This window comes from Lacinutrix neustonica, assembly GCF_026625145.1.
GTDB lineage: Bacteria > Bacteroidota > Bacteroidia > Flavobacteriales > Flavobacteriaceae > Lacinutrix > Lacinutrix neustonica.
The window spans coordinates 3,385,038-3,403,792 of the sequence record NZ_CP113088.1 but is presented as its reverse complement, the minus strand read 5'-3'; the positions used below and the strand labels follow the sequence as shown (position 1 = coordinate 3,403,792).

At 34.9% G+C, this 18,755-nt stretch carries 13 protein-coding genes and 4 pseudogenes; 6 read left to right on the top strand and 11 right to left on the bottom strand.

What is annotated here, in order from left to right:
• Window positions 1-3: 3 nt before the first annotated feature.
• Together N7U66_RS18410 and N7U66_RS18405 are read right to left on the bottom strand one after the other, a co-directional pair.
• Window positions 4-477 carry a cytochrome P450 gene (locus N7U66_RS18410; RefSeq protein ID WP_267678556.1) on the bottom strand — a complete coding sequence of 158 codons (474 nt, stop codon included), beginning with the start codon at window positions 475-477 and terminating at the stop codon, window positions 4-6.
• Window positions 478-612: 135 nt separating this feature from the next.
• Complete coding sequence (locus N7U66_RS18405; RefSeq protein WP_267676423.1) at window positions 613-747, bottom strand: hypothetical protein; 135 nt, start codon at window positions 745-747, stop codon at window positions 613-615.
• A gap of 297 nt (window positions 748-1,044) precedes the next feature.
• On the opposite strand from N7U66_RS18405, the gene N7U66_RS18400 reads away from it, so the two are divergent.
• Window positions 1,045-2,265: an MDR family MFS transporter gene (locus tag N7U66_RS18400; protein ID WP_267676422.1), complete on the top strand. Its 1,221-nt coding sequence runs from the start codon at window positions 1,045-1,047 to the stop codon at window positions 2,263-2,265.
• A 266-nt stretch (window positions 2,266-2,531) separates the two neighbouring features.
• A pseudogene (locus N7U66_RS18395) lies at window positions 2,532-3,500 on the top strand (YpdA family putative bacillithiol disulfide reductase).
• A 96-nt stretch (window positions 3,501-3,596) separates the two neighbouring features.
• Here the strand turns inward: N7U66_RS18395 and N7U66_RS22705 are convergent.
• From N7U66_RS22705 to N7U66_RS18385, 4 genes and pseudogenes are all read right to left on the bottom strand, one after another.
• Window positions 3,597-4,265 (bottom strand): CocE/NonD family hydrolase, encoded by a 669-nt coding sequence (locus tag N7U66_RS22705; protein WP_390886661.1) that lies wholly within the window; start codon window positions 4,263-4,265, stop codon window positions 3,597-3,599.
• Entirely contained in the window at window positions 4,223-4,750 is a 528-nt protein-coding gene (locus N7U66_RS22700) for a CocE/NonD family hydrolase (RefSeq protein WP_390886596.1), read from the bottom strand. The genes N7U66_RS22705 and N7U66_RS22700 overlap by 43 nt, the downstream gene beginning before the upstream one ends.
• Window positions 4,713-5,525, bottom strand: coding sequence for a CocE/NonD family hydrolase (locus N7U66_RS22695; RefSeq protein ID WP_390886595.1), 813 nt, complete (start codon window positions 5,523-5,525; stop codon window positions 4,713-4,715). Before N7U66_RS22695 ends, N7U66_RS22700 begins: the two co-directional genes overlap by 38 nt.
• Window positions 5,526-6,052: 527 nt before the next feature.
• Window positions 6,053-6,492, bottom strand: a pseudogene (locus N7U66_RS18385) (Lrp/AsnC family transcriptional regulator).
• 293 nt (window positions 6,493-6,785) lie between these two features.
• Here N7U66_RS18385 and N7U66_RS22270 point away from each other — a divergent pair.
• Entirely contained in the window at window positions 6,786-7,004 is a 219-nt protein-coding gene (locus N7U66_RS22270; protein ID WP_313791304.1) for a hypothetical protein, read from the top strand.
• 302 nt (window positions 7,005-7,306) lie between these two features.
• On the opposite strand, the gene N7U66_RS18375 is transcribed toward N7U66_RS22270, so the two are convergent.
• Window positions 7,307-8,590 (bottom strand): hypothetical protein, encoded by a 1,284-nt coding sequence (locus N7U66_RS18375; RefSeq protein ID WP_267676421.1) that lies wholly within the window; start codon window positions 8,588-8,590, stop codon window positions 7,307-7,309.
• Window positions 8,591-10,711: 2,121 nt separating this feature from the next.
• Window positions 10,712-14,128: pseudogene (locus tag N7U66_RS18370) on the bottom strand (methylmalonyl-CoA mutase family protein).
• A gap of 218 nt (window positions 14,129-14,346) precedes the next feature.
• Between N7U66_RS18370 and purU the strand changes: the two are divergent.
• Both purU and N7U66_RS18360 read left to right on the top strand, forming a co-directional pair.
• A pseudogene (gene purU, locus N7U66_RS18365) lies at window positions 14,347-15,197 on the top strand (formyltetrahydrofolate deformylase).
• A 177-nt stretch (window positions 15,198-15,374) separates the two neighbouring features.
• A complete protein-coding gene (locus N7U66_RS18360; protein ID WP_267676420.1) occupies window positions 15,375-16,076 on the top strand; it encodes a DUF4197 domain-containing protein in 702 nt (233 codons plus the stop codon).
• 57 nt (window positions 16,077-16,133) lie between these two features.
• On the opposite strand, the gene N7U66_RS18355 is transcribed toward N7U66_RS18360, so the two are convergent.
• Window positions 16,134-16,490 carry a hypothetical protein gene (locus N7U66_RS18355; RefSeq protein ID WP_267676419.1) on the bottom strand — a complete coding sequence of 119 codons (357 nt, stop codon included), beginning with the start codon at window positions 16,488-16,490 and terminating at the stop codon, window positions 16,134-16,136.
• Window positions 16,491-16,911: 421 nt separating this feature from the next.
• Between N7U66_RS18355 and N7U66_RS18350 the strand changes: the two genes are divergently transcribed.
• Window positions 16,912-17,109, top strand: coding sequence for a Lacal_2735 family protein (locus N7U66_RS18350; protein WP_267676418.1), 198 nt, complete (start codon window positions 16,912-16,914; stop codon window positions 17,107-17,109).
• Here N7U66_RS18350 and N7U66_RS18345 read toward each other — a convergent pair.
• Both N7U66_RS18345 and pyrF read right to left on the bottom strand, forming a co-directional pair.
• Entirely contained in the window at window positions 17,092-17,883 is a 792-nt protein-coding gene (locus N7U66_RS18345) for an ABC transporter substrate-binding protein (RefSeq protein WP_267676417.1), read from the bottom strand. The genes N7U66_RS18350 and N7U66_RS18345 overlap by 18 nt on opposite strands.
• A 51-nt stretch (window positions 17,884-17,934) precedes the next feature.
• Window positions 17,935-18,750, bottom strand: coding sequence for an orotidine-5'-phosphate decarboxylase (gene pyrF, locus N7U66_RS18340; protein ID WP_267676416.1), 816 nt, complete (start codon window positions 18,748-18,750; stop codon window positions 17,935-17,937).
• Between the last annotated feature and the right edge of the window lie 5 nt (window positions 18,751-18,755).

Below are 18,755 nucleotides of genomic sequence, written 5' to 3'. Positions count from 1 at the left end.
CTTCTAAAAAGTGTTCGGAGGACGATTTAAATCGGAAGTGGCGGGCATTTTACTTTTTGCAGTAGCGATACCGTCATAAATGATTTTTTCTATGGCTTTTAAAGAGCGGTCTAGTAATCTATCCTGTTTACTTTTAAAAAAACGCCATATTGGTATTGGCGCTGTCAATCGGGCATTAATAATAGGAAAAATAACTTCAAGATGTTCTTGAAACCCATTAGACTGATTATTAATGGTGTCTAATTTAAGACCGAAAGCAATTTCTGTGGTGATATCAATCGTAAATGCTATAAATTCCTTTTGAACATCAACTTCCGTTCCCGTACTGGCATGGGTTTTAAATTTCGAGAGGATGCTTTTTGTTTTATCAAAAAGGATAGGATAAAATGCTTTTACGTTTTTCACGTTCAAAGCATCTGCTATTGGTTTTCGGTGCCGTTTCCACCGGTCTCCCTCTGCATTAAAAACGCCGTCGATTCCTATTTCTCTTAGTACTTCATCAATTTTAGAAAAGCGAATAAAATGTTCGGTCTTTGTCTCAATATTTTATTATTAATCTCCGGGTTCGCAGAGACAACAAAGGCCTTTCCTAAGAAATGTATTTTAAATAAATCACCGAGACTCTTCAACCCATCGCTCCAGTACTTGATGTTTATTACTGACATTAAACTGTGGTAAGTGCCCCAGTAAAAATGTCCCTTTTGGAGATTTCAAATCTTTAATTGTCTTTGGTTTTTGATCTAACATAATTGGTGGCTATGGCACTTTTAAAGCGGTCCCGTTTTTATTTAAAAAAAATATCCTCTTTCAAAAATACGACATAAAACTTTTTTTGTTTAGCTTTGAAGCATCAAAAGGAAAAACATGAATTCAGTCATTAGAAATTATAAGCAAAAAACCACTTGTAGAGTTACAAGATGGACTTCTTATATTTTATGATGATTTAAATATCAACGAATACAATATTAAAAAGTCCAACTTCACCGTTGGACTTTTTACATTTATATAACCAACCAAACCAATACACCCTTTTGTGGAAACCTTATGAAAAAATTATTTAACAACTATATAGATGCCTTTAATGGACTATCAAAAGAAATATGGTGGCTAGCATTAATTACGTTAATTAATCGTGCGGGCACAATGGTTATCCCTTTTTTATCTATTTATCTAACAGAGGATTTAGATATTTCCATGTCAAATGTGGGCTGGATAATGACCTGTTTTGGTGTTGGCTCTTTAGTAGGCACCTGGCTCGGTGGAAAACTAACAGATAGCATTGGCTACTATAAAATCATGGTATTTAGTTTACTTGCGACTGGCTTTTTATTTATTGGATTACAATATTTAACAACTTTTAAATCGCTTTGTATTGGTATCTTTTTAACCATGTGTGTTGCTGATATGTTTCGGCCTGCCTCCTTTGTTGCCATGAGTGCTTATAGTAAGCCTGAAAATAAAACACGCAGCGTGACACTTATTCGTTTAGCTATAAACCTTGGTTTTTCGGCTGGACCAGCTATTGGGGGCTTAATTATTACCCATTTAAATTACGCGGGGTTATTTTGGGTAGATGGCATTACATGTATCTTAGCTACGCTTGTTTTATTTTATGTATTAAATCCAAAAACTGCAAAAATACAAGATGATGTGATTGCCATTCATCCCGAATCGGCTTACAAAGACAAACCTTTTTTAATTTTCTTTGTCGCTATGGTTCTCTTCTCTATCGTGTTTTTTCAATACTTCTCTGTGATGCCTATTTATTATAGAGAGGCTCATGACTTGAGTGAACTACAAGTAGGGCTGATTTTAGGTGCAAACGGATTGTTTATTTTTCTGTTTGAAATGCCTTTAATTAAATGGTTGGAAAAAACCAATAATACTAAAATTGGACTCATTTTATTTGGGGCCTTTTTAACGGGGTTGAGTTTATTGGTACTCAACCTCACCAGTTGGTCCGGCATTCTTATCATTGGCATGCTATTAATGACCGTGGGGGAAATGATTGCTTTTCCTTTTGCTAATGGTTTTGCATTAGATAGAGCGAAACGAGGCAAACAAGGGGAATTTATGGCCATGTATGCCATGGCCTTTTCTGTAGGTAGTATTTTTGGTCATAATATTGGTTTGCAATTAGCAGAAACATTAGGCTTTGATAATACTTGGACTATTATGACTGTTCTCGCTGGATTATGTGTTTTTTTACTCTACCTGTTAAAGTTATATCTGAAGAAAAACACAGTGCAAATGCCGTTGAGATGAAGGACTATAGCATCCTTAAGAAACAACTAGAAATGTAGACTGGTCAAGATTACACAGTAAAATACAGAATACAGAGGGCAATACGAGAACCTTTTCTAAGGGATAAAAAAGAAATGTCAGACAAAAAAAAAGCCTAAAAAGCATTTTTGGTTTAGTATTTATCCTAAGACAATAATTAAGCTCAAGATAAAATGCCTTCTATTTTCTTCTTAATCCAACAATTAGATACTAATTAAAATAAGTATCTTAACCTTAAAAAAGAGACTTTGACACAAAATAAAGATATCATCATAATTGGTGCAGGACCTATTGGCATTGCTTGTGCTTTAGAGTTCAAGAAAAGGCAATGGGATTATTTGGTTTTAGACAAAGGAGCACTTACCAACTCTCTTTTCAATTACCCTAGAAACATGACCTTCTTTTCTACTTCTGAAAAATTAGAAATTGATGCTATTCCATTTATTAGCAATAAACCAAAACCCACCCGAGATGAAGCTTTAGAATATTATAGGCGTGTGGTAACGTCTAATACTCTAAATATTGCTCTATATGAAACTGTAGAATCCATAGATAAGGTGGATAATCACTTTCATGTAAAAACGAATAAAGCAGACTATAACAGTAAACATGTTATTATTGCTACGGGTTTCTACGACATCCCAAATGTTTTAAATGTCCCTGGTGAACAACTACCAAAAGTGACGCATTACTATAAAGAAGCGCATAACTATGCCTTACAAGAGGTCATTATTGTGGGGGCTAGCAATTCGGCAGTAGACGCCGCTTTAGAAATCGGCGTAAAGGTGGAAAAGTAACCATGATTATTAGAGGAAAACAAATTGGTGATCGGGTTAAATATTGGGTTCGCCCGAGATATCATTAACCGTATTGAAGAAGGCAGCATCACCGCGTATTTCAATTCTGAAATTAGCGAAATAAATCCCGATAGTGTCATGATTAAAACCAAAAATAAAAAAATCACTCTTTCCAATGATTACGTAATCGCACTTACAGGATATCTTCCTGATTTCGATTTTCTAGAACAATGTGGCATTACCCTCTCTAATGATGACAAAAAAATCCCCTCCTACAATCCTGTAACCATGGAATCGAATATCAAAGGCTTGTACCTTGCGGGAGTTATCTGTGGTGGTAAAGAAACCCACAAATGGTTTATTGAAAACTCGAGAATACACGCAAAAAAAATTGCAGTAGCTATTGAGAATAGCATTTAAACTTTTTCAAGAAATCTCAATAATTATCCTTGTTAATCCATTCGTTTATTTCTGCACCTGTTGACCGTCTTTTAATTTTAGATGCCGTTATCCCTGCTAATCTAAAATAGTAAATTCAACATTAGAATCGTTAAACACTGTGTGTGTCTGATTCTTAAAATCTTCAGCTTTTGCTTTATAAATGTTAGGCACAAAGGTTTGGGGATTTAAATCAATAAGTGGAAACCACGTGCTTTGAATTTGCACTTGTAATTTATGTCCTGCTTTAATGGTATGAAACACATCTTGTAACTTAATGGTGACCTCTGTTTTCTTGTTAGGCACAAACGGCTCTGGTGTTTCGAAACTATTTCTAAAACGCCCTCGCATGACCTCACTGCGCACCATCATATGATAATTACTCAGTTTCAAATGATCCTGCATCCCTGCCTCTTGCTCCTCAATACTTGCTGGATGCACATCAATAATTTTCACAACCCAATCGGCATCGGTACCTGTCGTGGCCACCTTTAGATGGGCGATAATATCTCCAGCTAATGTTAAATCGGTATCTAGCACCTGGGTTTCAAAACCGTGAACATCCGGGCGTCTTGCAGCAAAACGCTGATCGTCTGTCATATATTTTCCGGGCGTAAACACTGTCTTTATATCTTCAGAATAAGGGACTGGTCGTTTTAAGTCACTAACAAAAACCTCTTTGGTATTACCCCTTTTCGATAAGGCTAATTCTTGGTTAGTATTGAGATACCTTTTTTGATTCGAAATCGCTTTTGGTGGCCAGGTCTCAAAACTACCCCACGTTTTTTTTCCCGAATCGAAAACGTAAGCTTCGGTAATCCTGAGTTTTTACTCCCATCACCTTTTAAGAAATGATTAAAGAATTTAGTCTCAACATCCCTTTGAAATTTTAATGATATCGAATCACCAAAAAAGTAATTTCCTACATAATTCTTCACATCGGTCTTCGCCCAACGTCCATGACCCCAAGGGCCAAAAACAAGGGTGTTGTAATTATCTGGATTGTTTTTTTCAATGGTTTTATAAGTTTCTAAAGGCCCATATAAATCTTCCGCATCATAAAAACCACCAACAATCATAGTGGCTACCGAGGATTTTATATGTTTTAAATTCTGAATTAACCCTTTTGGTTTCCAAACACTATCGTAGTTTGGATGGTCTATAATTTCTTTCCAGAATACATCATCTATTTTATCAGATTTTGAAGCAGAAACATCGTCTCGGTTTTTCATATTGAAAATAGCTATTTAAATTACTTAAGGGTCCAGCATCTAAAAAGAATTGGTATTGATCTTGGGTTCCTAACTCCGGCGTTTTATACCAGGAAGAATCGGTAGGCTTATTTTTCTCCGTTCCAAATAAAGATATGGCTCTAAAATAGCTTAATAAGAAAGCCCCGTTATGATGAAAATCATCAAAAAAGAAATCACCAATACACGCTTGAGGGGATGCGGCCTTTAACGCAGGATGTGCGTCTATTGTTGAATACGTCGCGTAAAACCCGGGATAACTAATCCCCCAAGTCCCTACCCGTCCGTTATTATTTTTAACATTGTTTACCAACCATTCTATGGTATCGAAGGTATCAGACGATTCGTCAATATCCTTTTTGTCCTTTTTATTTGGAATGTAAGCGCGCATATTATCGTACACTCCTTCACTCATCCAACGCCCGCGCACATCTTGATAAACGATAATATTACCTTCTTTCATTAAGTGGGTATTGGGTCCAATTTTATCTTTAAATTCACTATCACCGTAAGGCAAACTCCCATATGGCGTACGCATCATAATCATGGGATACGTTTCAGTGGTATCACGTGGTGAGTAAATCGTAGTATGCAGTTTGACACCATCACGCATAGGTATTGTTACCTCCTGTTTGCTGTAATGTTCGTGAACATAAGAGTCTATTACTTGTATTTCTGTAGTTTCGGCTTTCTTGTCTTTTGTACAAGAGGTTAAAAGTAAGATTAAAATGAAGGAGCACTTGAAAAGGTTTTTCATGAAAGTGGTTAGTTATTTTTGATTCAATAAATTTACAAAACAATTGTCTGCTATTGTTAAGTACTCCTTGTTTTATAATCTTATTCTCCTGAAGAAATAAAAAAAGAAAAACAAACCAATCAATTCTTTTTTGAAAAAAAAAACGACAAAGACCAATGAAAAGAAAAAGCATAAACTCTTGTTTTTAGAATACCCCCTTTGGAAACAGCTATCACAAATGAGCTAATGATTTCAACAGCCTCTTGGATAAGGGAAGCCTGTTATTTAAAAATTGAGCACACTGCCTTTTGTAGTGAAACTGAAAATAAATTATTACTGATACTTGTGGAACGCAGACAATTGACCCTGAATGCATTTGACATCTGCATATGTTGATGAGAAATTATTTAATCTTCCAAAAATAGCGTATAACGACATTGATTCACGATGAGTCTTTCTTTAAATTAAACGTCTTTTTTACAATATTTAAAGCTAGTGTTTGGCAAGCGAGAGAAATATTAACAAGATTACAAAAACACGAGAGGTAGTCAAGGCTTTTTTATTGCCTTATTTTTAACAACATGAGATAATACTATTTGTGTTTTTGTTTCTCCATAAACTATTAATTGATCTATAAAGTTTTCTAAATGTTTTTGATTTCTCAAAACCACTTCCATAACTATATTTTCGTTTCCAGTAATGCGATAACAATTAACCACTTCGTCATAGGTTTTTACTTTTTCTAAAAACGGTTTGAGTTTACCCATAAAAGCTCTTAAAGTAATTAATGCTTTCAATTGATAACCAGCTTCAAAGGATGAAATTGTGGTATGATAATTTTCTATAACCCCTAAATCTTCCATTTTTTTTATTCGTTCGGAAACGGCAGGTGAACTGATACCAACTTTACGCCCAATTTCGGCATTTGAAGCTCGGCATTATCTTGTAAACAGCTTAAAATCTTCCAGTTAAGAGTGTCTATGATCATTATAAATAAAATAGGTGTAAAAAAATCAAAATTTAAAGTAAATATACGGTTTTACTTTAATATCTAAAGTATAAACTCGTGTCTTGTCGCTACTTTTGAGTAAAACCTAAATAAAATGTCTACAAATATGTCTTCACATTTTTCTGAATTGCCTATCTACAGAAAGGCCATGGAAATTTTTGTGTTATCTCGAAGTATTTGTACGTACTTAAATCAAGATCTCGCGTGCTTAAAACCGAGATGGTTCTGAAGATGAACACATTTATTTTTCGGGAGATATTGTACAGCAATCGGTGTCTCCGGCTCCGGAAATTCTTAGTGCCGTGTCTGAGCATTGCTACCATAAGAAACAAAAACATATTGCTGCTTTAGAACGTTTAACCAATGCTTTACATCGCAATTGCAATCGTTTAGAGAAGTCTAGAAGTAATGGAAGAGATTATTTTCCCATTTTGAGAAAAGAGCTCAATAAGTTTAATAAAATTAAGCGCCATTGGGTTTTAACACTTTAATTGAAGTCTGTTTTCAAAAAATCAACATAAAATCCGCATAAATACTCTTAACATACCCAAATAAACCCTGGAGCGTATTCTTCATATTTACTTGAGGTAAAGCAGAAATACCAATTCATTTTTTTGATAAAATAGTATTTTAGTTTGAGTTAAAGCCTCATGACCCTAACAACCCAATGACGTTCAAAAAAAAGCTTAATAAAAGGTTTTCTCTGATGGCTTATATAAATTTCAAAGAAATACGCTAGAATAAAAAAGCAAAACCAAAATTGGTTATGCTTTTTTATTCATAGTAGCTGTTCTTAATTAAGTACTATATTATTCATATTCTTAATTAAACTAATATGTCTAAAATCCGGAGTATATTTCATCTTTGGATTTATGAAAAAATCATCAATTTTTTCATCTGTAACTCTCACATTATGCATTGAATAATTATAATTCTTTACTGGTAAGTCCAATATTAGATCCTCAAAATTAAGACTAAAATCCTTTTTACAATGACTTATTCTAACGTCCTTTAATTTTACATACTCTTCGAACTCCTCTAAAATAAAAATATCATTAACTACTATAAAATCTTTAAAGCCATATACATTGCTATTAATAAGATTTAAATAACTGTCTTTTTCTAGGTAAATAGCCTCCTTAACTAAACCTTGATCATTATCTTGTATATTAACCAATGTTACATTATTCCCTTTTACATTCGTTTTTTTTCTTGAAGGATCAAAATTCTTAGGTTCATCATAACTATCAATCTCAATAGCTCTAGGTGAGTCGTTTCCTGAGGCATATGGACTTCTAATAGCGATACTATTATTTATGATCGATTGAGTTCCTTTAGTGAAATCAAAATCATCATCTGAGGCTTTGTAGGACACTAAGTTATTCACTTTTATATTACCACCATAAAACTCAAAAGAATCATCACTGGCAAAACTTACTTGAATATTTTCTATAATTGTTTTACTTCCAACACCTGCAAACAGAATACCACTTAATTTTTTATCTGAACTCGCACTTCGTCCACTATATTCTATTCGTATATACTTTAGAATACCGGATGAACTCTCTGCATTTTCTCCACCATAAATAGAAAATTTTGGTTGTATACCGAAATCCAGTCCACTAACACCTCCAAACGTATTAATTGGAGCATCACCCATAACTATAAGGCCACCCCAATCTCCTGGTTTCCTCCGGGAACGTTCCTTATTGGAAGTAAAGACAATAGGGTTTAAATGTGTTCCTTCAGAAATTATTTTTGCTCCTTTAGTAATTACCAATGTTCCATAGGACTCATAATCCCCTCTTATTACTGTTCCAGGCTCTATTGTTAAAGTAGCATTATTGGTTACATAAACACTCCCTTTTAATAAATAAGTATGTCTATTTGACAAGGTTGTATTGTCTGTAATTAATCCAAGGAGTATTTTATCAGCTTTTCTATACTCTTCCTTTGCGGGTTTAAAGTTCGTCCAATTTTCAAGCCAGTTTGCTTCTTCTAATATTTCTGAACCTGTTTGACTATAGCTATTTAAACTAAGTAAGCTAATGATAATTAATAAAACGTTTTTTTTCATGATTGTTAATTTTAGTAGGGATTATATTTTAAGTAAGTCTATGTTTCTATGTTTTTTTACTATTTTTTTATACAAATCTGTGTTTGTATTATTATCATGCATCACTACTAAATCGCTATTAAATAACACAAGTCGCCTTGTCCATTTAATAAATTAAATAGTAATAAAGTTGTAATTAAATAGCGGGGGTTCGTGTAGTATTATTAGTAATACACATTTAGGAACAGTAAATTTATTTTAATGAATGAAGGTTTGATATAAGAGCATTTTTATTTCATTTGTGCTCTTATATTATTTAAAATAAGAATGTTGTAGATTGTTTATTCTTTTTTTAAACTAATATCCTTATTCGATTTACTCTCAAATTTTAATAAATAAAATCTTAATTTTTTACTTGTTATTCACGAATTAGATAGCACTAATTAATTGTAACAAACAAAAAATAAAATGATATCATGTTTTTATTGAGTAAAGGGATAACAAAAAGGGAGTGTTGAGGTGGTAATAAGTAGGATTAATCATTGTGATAAGGGTTTTAATTTATTTAAAGATACATAATAATATTTATTATAGACTTTTTTTTTAAAAATAAATTTGCTTTTATGTTAAAACACCATAAATAATGCAATAAAATATATAAAATTCAAATGACCTCATTTTCAATTATAAATCGAAAAGCAACATTTCACCTTAGACAATAAACTATTGACGAAGCATTCTAAATTTTATAATTTTTTTCACAAATTACTGCTCTAAAACTATGTTATTACTCGTAATTCTGTATAATAATTTTTCTAATTCGTAAGTGCTGCCTTTTCGGAAAAGGTTTTAGCAAACCAATAAGCATTCTAAAATTCGCAAGCCACATCTATTTTAACGATTACAACCGTTGTGATTTTGTAGCATTCTTTGATATTTCATTTTTAGGCATTTTGAAACGGCCACCAATGGCGGACTTACTTATCTTTAAATTTCAATAGCAGATTTGCATGATGGTGTTGTAGATTGTTTTAAAATCTTCTCATTAATAAGTGATGGAAATAATTTTAAAGCATTGAGTCAAATACTTTCAAACATTAATGGAATGCCTACTTTATTTCATTTAAAACAAAAAAGCTGACACGTTTAGGATCAGCTTTTTATGCATATCATCATTTGATATTATAAGGTAAATCAAAACACTTTAAAACATTTTCTATAATAAACTCTATTATAAGATCCCAAAATCAATTCAGCATAAGCGATTCACACACGTTTTGGGAAAGCAAAAAGTGGTTCTCTGAGATACTTTCGTCTGCGCTCAGCATAAGCGATTCACACACGTTTTGCGAAAAGCAAAAAGTGGTTCTCTGAGATACTTTCGTCTGCGCTCAGCATAAGCGATTCACACACGTTTTGCGAAAAGCAAAAAGTGGTTCTCTGAGATACTTTCGTCTGCGCTCAGCATAAGCGATTCACACACGTTTTGCGAAAAGCAAAAAGTGGTTCTCTGAGATACTTTCGTCTGCGCTCAGCATAAGCGATTCACACACGTTTTGCGAAAAGCAAAAAGTGGTTCTCTGAGATACTTTCGTCTGCGCTCAGCATAAGCGATTCACACACGTTTTGCGAAAAGCAAAAAGTGGTTCTCTGAGATACTTTCGTCTGCGCTCAGCATAAGCGATTCACACACGTTTTGCGAAAAGCAAAAAGTGGTTCTCTGAGATACTTTCGTCTGCGCTCAGCATAAGCGATTCACACACGTTTTGCGAAAAGCAAAAAGTGGTTCTCTGAGATACTTTCGTCTGCGCTCAGCATAAGCGATTCACACACGTTTTGCGAAAAGCAAAAAGTGGTTCTCTGAGATACTTCGTCTGCGCTCAGCATAAGCGATTCACACACGTTTTGCGAAAAGCAAAAAGTGGTTCTCTGAGATACTTTCGTCTGCGCTCAGCATAAGCGATTCACACACGTTTTGCGAAAAGCAAAAAGTGGTTCTCTGAGATACTTCGTCTGCGCTCAGCATAAGCGATTCACACACGTTTTGCGAAAAGCAAAAAGTGGTTCTCTGAGATACTTTCGTCTGCGCTCAGCATAAGCGATTCACACACGTTTTGCGAAAAGCAAAAAGTGGTTCTCTGCTTACATATTTCTCCTATACTGTCCTCCTACTTCGAATAATGCGTTTGTAATTTCTCCCAAGGAACACACTTTACAAACCTCCATTAAAGCTTCAAAGATATTTTCATTGTTAATGGCCTTTTGCTGCAGGTTTTTTAACAAGGCCTCGGTGTCATGAAACTGATGTAAATTTTGAAGCGTTTTAATTTGAAATTCCTTTTCTTCCTCAGTAGCACGAATCACTTCCTTAGGGATTACCGTTGGCGATCCTTTTGAACTTAAGAAGGTATTCACACCTATAATAGGAAACTCACCGTTATGTTTTAACGTTTCGTAATACAAACTTTCTTCTTGGATTTTAGAGCGTTGGTACATGGTTTCCATAGCACCCAAAACGCCACCTCTTTCTGTTATTCTATCAAATTCTGTTAATACTGCCGCTTCCACTAAATCGGTTAACTCTTCAATAATAAAAGACCCTTGAATTGGATTTTCATTTTTAGCCAATCCTAATTCTTTATTAATAATCAATTGAATGGCCATGGCGCGACGTACAGACTCTTCTGTTGGTGTTGTAATCGCTTCATCGTAAGCATTAGTATGTAACGAATTACAATTGTCGTATATCGCATACAAGGCTTGTAAGGTTGTACGGATGTCATTAAAATCGATTTCCTGAGCATGCAAACTTCGTCCGGAGGTTTGAATGTGATACTTTAACATCTGGGCTCTCGCGTTTGCACCATATTTATGCTTCATGGCTTTTGCCCATATTTTTCGAGCAACACGACCAATAACTGCATATTCCGGATCAATACCGTTAGAGAAAAAGAACGATAAATTTGGACCAAACTTATTAATGTCCATACCACGGCTTAAGTAATACTCAACATAGGTAAATCCATTAGATAATGTAAGTGCTAACTGCGTTATGGGATTGGCTCCTGCTTCAGCGATATGGTATCCCGAAATAGATACCGAATAAAAATTACGCACATTATTTTCAATGAAATATTCTTGCACATCACCCATTAAACGTAAGGCAAATTCAGTCGAAAAAATACAAGTATTTTGTGCTTGATCTTCCTTTAAAATATCGGCTTGTACCGTACCACGAACCTGAGCTATGGTATTCTTTTTAATTTCAGCATAAACCGCTGCCGGTAATACTTGATCTCCAGTCACTCCCAATAACATCAAGCCTAAACCATCATTACTTTCTCGGAAGATCTCCATTATATTTTGGACGCTCTTGACCTTTATAAAGCGTTGCTATTTTAGCCTCTACTTCTTTTTCTAGTCCGTTTTCTTTAATATAAAGCTCACATTGTTGATCTATAGCGGCATTCATAAAAAAGCCTAATAACATTGGCGCAGGCCCATTAATAGTCATACTTACCGAGGTCAACACATGTGCTAAATTAAATCCGGAATACAGTTTTTTAGCATCATCCAAACAGCAAATCGACACCCCTGCATTTCCAATTTTACCATAAATATCTGGTCTATAATCCGGATCATTTCCGTAAAGGGTAACACTATCAAACGCGGTTGATAAGCGTTTCGCTGGCAATCCAGCACTCACGTAATGAAAACGCCTGTTAGTACGTTCTCGGTCCACCTTCACCTGCAAACATACGTGCTGGATCTTCACCGGTTCTTTTAAAAGGGTATAGTCCTGAGGTATACGGAAATTCTCCTGGCACATTCTCTTGTAAACACCATTTTAAAAGATCTCCCCAAGCTTCATACTTTGGTAATGCCACCTTTGGAATATCGGTTTGAGAGAGTGATTTTGTATGGGTTTCTATTTTTATTTCTTTATCTCTAACTTTAAACGAATAGATTGGGTTTTTATATTTATTCACTTTTTCATCCCAACCGGTAATCACTTCCCAATTGTAAGGATCTAAATTTAGTTTTACCCGGTCAAACTCACCCACTAAAAGTTTAATAAAATCTTGGTTCTCTCCTTTCGTCGTTATAGATTCTGAAGCAATCCCTGCTTTATCCAATTCCGGTTTAACTTCTAAAACAGATTCTATTGTTTTATAAATTCCGAAAAGTTTTTGCGCGACTTCCACTTGTGCGGTTGCCGTTTTATCATAGGCGCGATTACTTTCAGCGATTTCAGACAAATAGCGTGTTCTACTTGGCGGAATTACAAAGATTTTTTCGCTCATTTCCTTAGAAATTTCGAACGTTGACTTTAAATCACTCTCTGTTTTCTCCACTAATTTGTCCATAATCGCCTTATAAAGCGTATTCATTCCTGGATCGTTAAATTGAGAGGCTATGGTGCCATATACAGGTAATTTTTCTTGTGGTACATCCCATAAATTATTATTACGCATGTATTGCTTTTTCACATCGCGCAACGCATCTAAAGAACCACGTTTATCGAATTTATTAATAGCCACTAAATCTGCAAAATCAAGCATGTCTATTTTTTCCAATTGAGTTGCTGCACCAAATTCAGGAGTCATGACATAAAGTGCGACATCACTATGCTCAATAATTTCAGTATCACTCGGCCAATACCGAGACGTTTCCAAAATAATTAAATCATACTCGGCCGCTTTTAAAACTTCAACGGCTTCATTTACATATTTAGATAAGGCTAAATTAGATTGTCGCGTTGCTAAACTACGCATGTATACCCTTGGAGAATTAATGGCGTTCATACGAATACGATCGCCTAACAATGCCCCACCAGTTTTACGTTTTGAAGGATCGACCGAGACTAAACCTACCGTTTTCTCAGGGAAATCTATTAAAAAACGACGCACCAGTTCATCAACTAAAGAGGACTTACCGAGAACCTCCTGTTCCTGTAATGCCTAAGACTGGAGTTTTAGAATTTTTATTTTTTATATGAATCTTTTCTAACGTGCCTTTAGCTACTTCAGGAAGTTTTCCGCTGAAGAAATAATTCGAGCGATGGCTTTTGGATTTTTAGTTGGCAAACGATCGATTTCGCCATTTAAGGTATCGCCCACAGCAAAATCTGATTGTTCCACTAAATCATTAATCATGCCTTGTAACCCCATTTCACGACCATCATCTCGGTGAATATATTCGTGAAATCCCATAATCCATTAACGCCTTAATTTCTGAAGGCAAAATAACGCCACCGCCGCCGCCAAAGATTTTAATATGCTCCGCGCCACGCTCCTTAAGTAAATCATACATATACTTAAAGTACTCATTGTGACCGCCCTGATAGGAAGTTAAACAAATAGCATTTGCATCTTCTTGAATCGCAGTATTTACAACCTCATCCACACTACGATCGTGCCCCGGATGGATGACTTCCACTCCTGTAGATTGGATAATACGTCGCATGATATTTATTGAGGCATCATGCCCATCAAATAAAGCTGCTGCGGTTACAATTCTTACTTTATGTTTTGGCTTATAAGGTGTTGCTTGTGTCATTCTTAAAATGTAATCTATTTTGAGCTTGCAATTTACGGAATATTCAAAAATTATGAGTATTTATCTCAAATTATATAAAACTTTCATTGCATAAAAATAGGTTCTGCTTTTAGTTTAACTTAGTCTTAAGCTAATAAGCCCCATTTACCTTTTTAATTTTAAAAAAGGACATGAAGCACGCCACATAAAAGCCGAAGCCAAAGAAAAAAAACTGTTCGATGAAAAACATCACCTTATTAATACATTGTCCCGATCAAGCTGGTATTATAGCTGCGGTCACCAATTTTATAGCCAACACAAATGGAAACATTGTTTACATCGATCAGCATGTGGATAGAGACCGAGAATATTTTCTTTATGCGTTTAGAAAGTGAATTTCATTCCTTTACCATGGAGGCCTTTAAAGCTGATTTCAATAGTGTATTGGCTGAAAAATTTAAAATGAAATGGCGTATCTATGATATTGATTACAAGCCAAAAATGGCGCTATTTGTTTCAAAATACGACCATTGTTTGTTTGATATTCTTGGGCGGCATAACTCCGGTGAGCTCCATGCCGAGATCCCTTTTATTATAAGTAACCACAATGATTTAAAACCGATTGCAGCCCGTTTTAACATTCCATTCTATCACATTCCTGTAACCAAAGACAGCAAACCGTGAAGCTGAAGCCCAACAACTTAGGCTTTGCGAAACACACAACATTGACTTTATCGTTTTAGCTCGTTATATGCAGATTGTATCAACCAACGTGATTCATAAATTTCCCAATAAAGTGATTAACATTCACCATTCATTTCTACCTGCATTTGTGGGCGCAAAACCTTACCATTCGGCTTATAAACGTGGGGTGAAAATCATTGGAGCCACGAGTCATTACGTCACGGAAGCTCTTGACGCTGGACCAATAATTGAACAAGATGTCGCAAGGGTGTCACATACACATGCTATAAAAGATCTAATTTCTAAAGGGCGTGATCTTGAAAAAATTGTTCTCTCCAATGCTATAAAACTCCACATCGCAAGAAAAGTGATGGTATTTAATAATAAAACCGTGATTTTTTCTTGATATTGAGGTTCGAAAATAATGGCTAGCAATTGACTCTGTTTTTGAAAAGCGCTTCTTTTTTTTGTGGAATTATAGATAAAAGAGCTAGCGAGCGCCATTGTTTTTTATTTTAAAAAAAACACATCCAAAATAGTGTTATCTTAGACTTCAATATTTCCAATTTAAAACAAAATCATCATGAAAAAAATTTTATTAATATTTACTGTTTTCATCTTTACCGCTTGCGCAGAACTTCAGGACGTTGTTAACCAATTACCACAAGCTGGTGGCGTTTCTCAATTAGATATTGCCAATGGGTTACGTCAGGCCTTAGATTTGGGTATTGATAAGCAAGTGAGTACACTAACGCTTGAAGATGGTTTTTATAGAAATGAATTGGTAAAAATTCTATTGCCTCAAGAACTACAAAAGGTAGACAAAGCCCTTCGTGACATTGGTTTAGGAAACCTAGCTGACGAAGGATTAAAAGTTTTAAATCGTGCTGCAGAAGATGCTGTTGGAGAAGCCACTCCTATTTTTATTGATGCTGTTAAAGGCATCACCTTTTATGATGCTAAAAACATTTTATTAGGAAGTAACGATGCGGCAACACAGTATTTAAGTAACAGAACGCAAACCGCATTATACAACAAATTCAATCCTGTCATTAAAACGAGTTTCGCCAAAGTTGGTGCAGACCAAATTTGGGAGAACCTCATTAATAAATATAATGCGATCCCTTTTACAAGCAATGTCAATCCTGACTTAACCGATTATGTAACTACCGAAGCATTAAAAGGCGTCTATACCATGATTGCTGTTGAAGAGTTACAAATTAGAGAACGGGTAAGCGCTCGTACTACAGAACTACTAAGAAAAGTCTTTGCTTTACAGGATTAGATATAAAATCTAAATTTGTTTGATTTTTTTGGTAAGAGCACTGATAGCCTTATATAACTAAATCCTCTTATACCATCCGTCAAAGGCTATGCTGATGTCTTTTCCGTTGGTTATCGTTTCCCAAAGCTGCTGTACAGAACCATCCGGATTAAGCGTCCAGGTGATACGATGAATATACGGTTCTCCATTGGCATTGTTTTCTTCATCGGTTTGTAAAATCATTTGATTTCCTTTCTTACTACCTTTTAGTTTTAAACTTTCACCTTTGTTATCTATCCGGAGTTGCTCCCACTGCTTTGTTTTATGGTTATAAAAATTAGTACTCGACCCCGTATAATTCCCTGTGGCACTCGTCCACCGTTCTCTTAATCCACACTTATCCTGAATTTTTTCTATTACATTTTTACCAGCCATTGAGCCATCAGGGTTCCTGACCTCCCAAGTTCCAATCCGAAGTCGAATGCTGCATGTTGCTCTGTACAGCAAGGGCATTGTTCCTGAGCCACTATGGTATTAAAAAGGAACAACGTAAAACAAAAAACAATGAGTTTCATAACACGAACATTTAAATGACATCCTTTAGATAATATAAATGTAATATTCCCATAACATTAAAAACTAACCTATACAGTACTTTTGGAAAACAAGTAGTTTTCTCACACGACTTGAGTTAGTTAATTTATTATTATCGTTTAAAAAACCAATCTTTAAACTCATAAAGGCTGGTTTTTTTTATTAATATCCAAAAAAAGTAAAGTAATATAGCAAAATAAATAATTATAAGTTGCTAATTATCAATATTTAATGTACATTTAAAAGACTTAAAATCAGCATCATGAGTCGCAAAGATCTTTTAACAAGTCATCAACAAAAACTCAACAAACGTTACAAGCAATTGGTTGAGCAGGCCTATAATTTAAGCCAAACAGATCATGCCCTTAGTGATCATTCTGAATTTAAAGCAATGAAATTACTTCATAAATTAAATCAGATTAAGTTTTTATCTAGAGACCACTCACAACCTATTTCTTAGTGCTTTGAAATAATTGAAAGCTTTAACTAATCTTGAGCCATACCAAGAAAAATACTCCCCATCGACAAAGACAGTTTTTGCATGATGCGAATGCCTGTCTATTTCAAAAGCATGTTCTTCTTTAAACGGATAAGGTTCACTTGATAACAGAATAAGTTCCGGATCCCCCTCTTGCTGTATTTTTTGGAGTTCTACTTCGGGATAGCGCTCTAGATTCGCGTAAATATTTTCAAAATTATTGAGTTGCAATAAGTGGTTTATAAAGGTATTGCTACCTACCGCCATCCAGGGTTCTCTCCGGATAAAATAGGCCACTTTTAATAGGGGCTTTTCTTTGATATAAGCTTGAAAATCACTTAAATTAAATTCAATTTTATCACTAATTTTTTTAGCATGAGTTCTTTTATTAAAAAGCACACCATACCGGTTAATGAGCGCAATACAATCTCTTATCGTGACAATATCTGAAACATGGGTGGCACAAATTTGTTCGCAGGCTTCCACAATGGCTTTCGTGTTTTCCTCTTTATTACACAGAATAATATCTGGCTGTAATGCTTTTATTTTATCTATATTGATGTTTTTAGTGCCCCCTACAACCGTTTTGGTACTCTTGAAATGAAACGGATGTACACAAAATTTGGTAATACCTACAATAGCCTCCTCAAGGCCTAAATCGTAAAGTAATTCGGTTTGAGACGGCACCAGTGAGACGATTCGTTTTGGTGTGTTCTCGATAGTTATTGGTCTTCCTATTTGATCTTTTATATCCATTAAAACACTATTAACAAGAAGCCTATCTACTATTAAGACTAATAAAGGCTATTAGCGCTTTAAAATCACTTCCATTTGATGTTGCAATTCTTTAGCTTTATGTGCTGCAGCATCGGCAAAGTTTGTTTCATTCGAAGCGTAAATAATTCCTCTTGAGGAATTAATTAGTAATCCTACATGGTCGCTCATTCCATATTTACAAACCTCTTGCAAGTTTCCTCCTTGTGCGCCAACTCCTGGTACCAATAGAAAACTATTAGGTACTATTTTTCTAATATCTGCGAAGTACTCCGCTTTTGTCGCACCAACGACGTACATTAAATTTTCTGAATTTTTGTAGTTTTTTGACGTTTCTAATACTAGTTTATAGAGTTCCTTTCCATCAAGAGCTTTGGTTTGAAAATCGAAAGCACCGGCATTCGAAGTCAACGCCAACAAGATGGTGTGCTTCTCTTTAAAGGCTAAAAAAGGCTCCACCGAATCTTTTCCCATATAAGGTGCCACCGTAACACTATCGAATGCTAAGTCCTCAAAAAAAGCTTTGGCATACATCGTACTGGTATTCCCTATGTCTCCGCGTTTCGCATCTGCAATTGTGAAGATTTCCGGATGATTTTGATTTAAATAGTGTATCGTTTTCTCTAGTGATTGCCAGCCCTTAATACCATAAGCTTCATAAAAAGCGGTGTTTGGCTTATAGGCGACACAAAGGTGATGTGTGGCATCTATAATCGCTTTATTAAATTCGAAGATTGGATCTTCCAGTTCCAACAAATGATGGGGTATTTTATTTAAATCGACATCCAATCCTATACATAGAAAGGATTTTTTTTTATGAATTTGTGTAATGAGTTGCTGTGTTGTCATTTTTA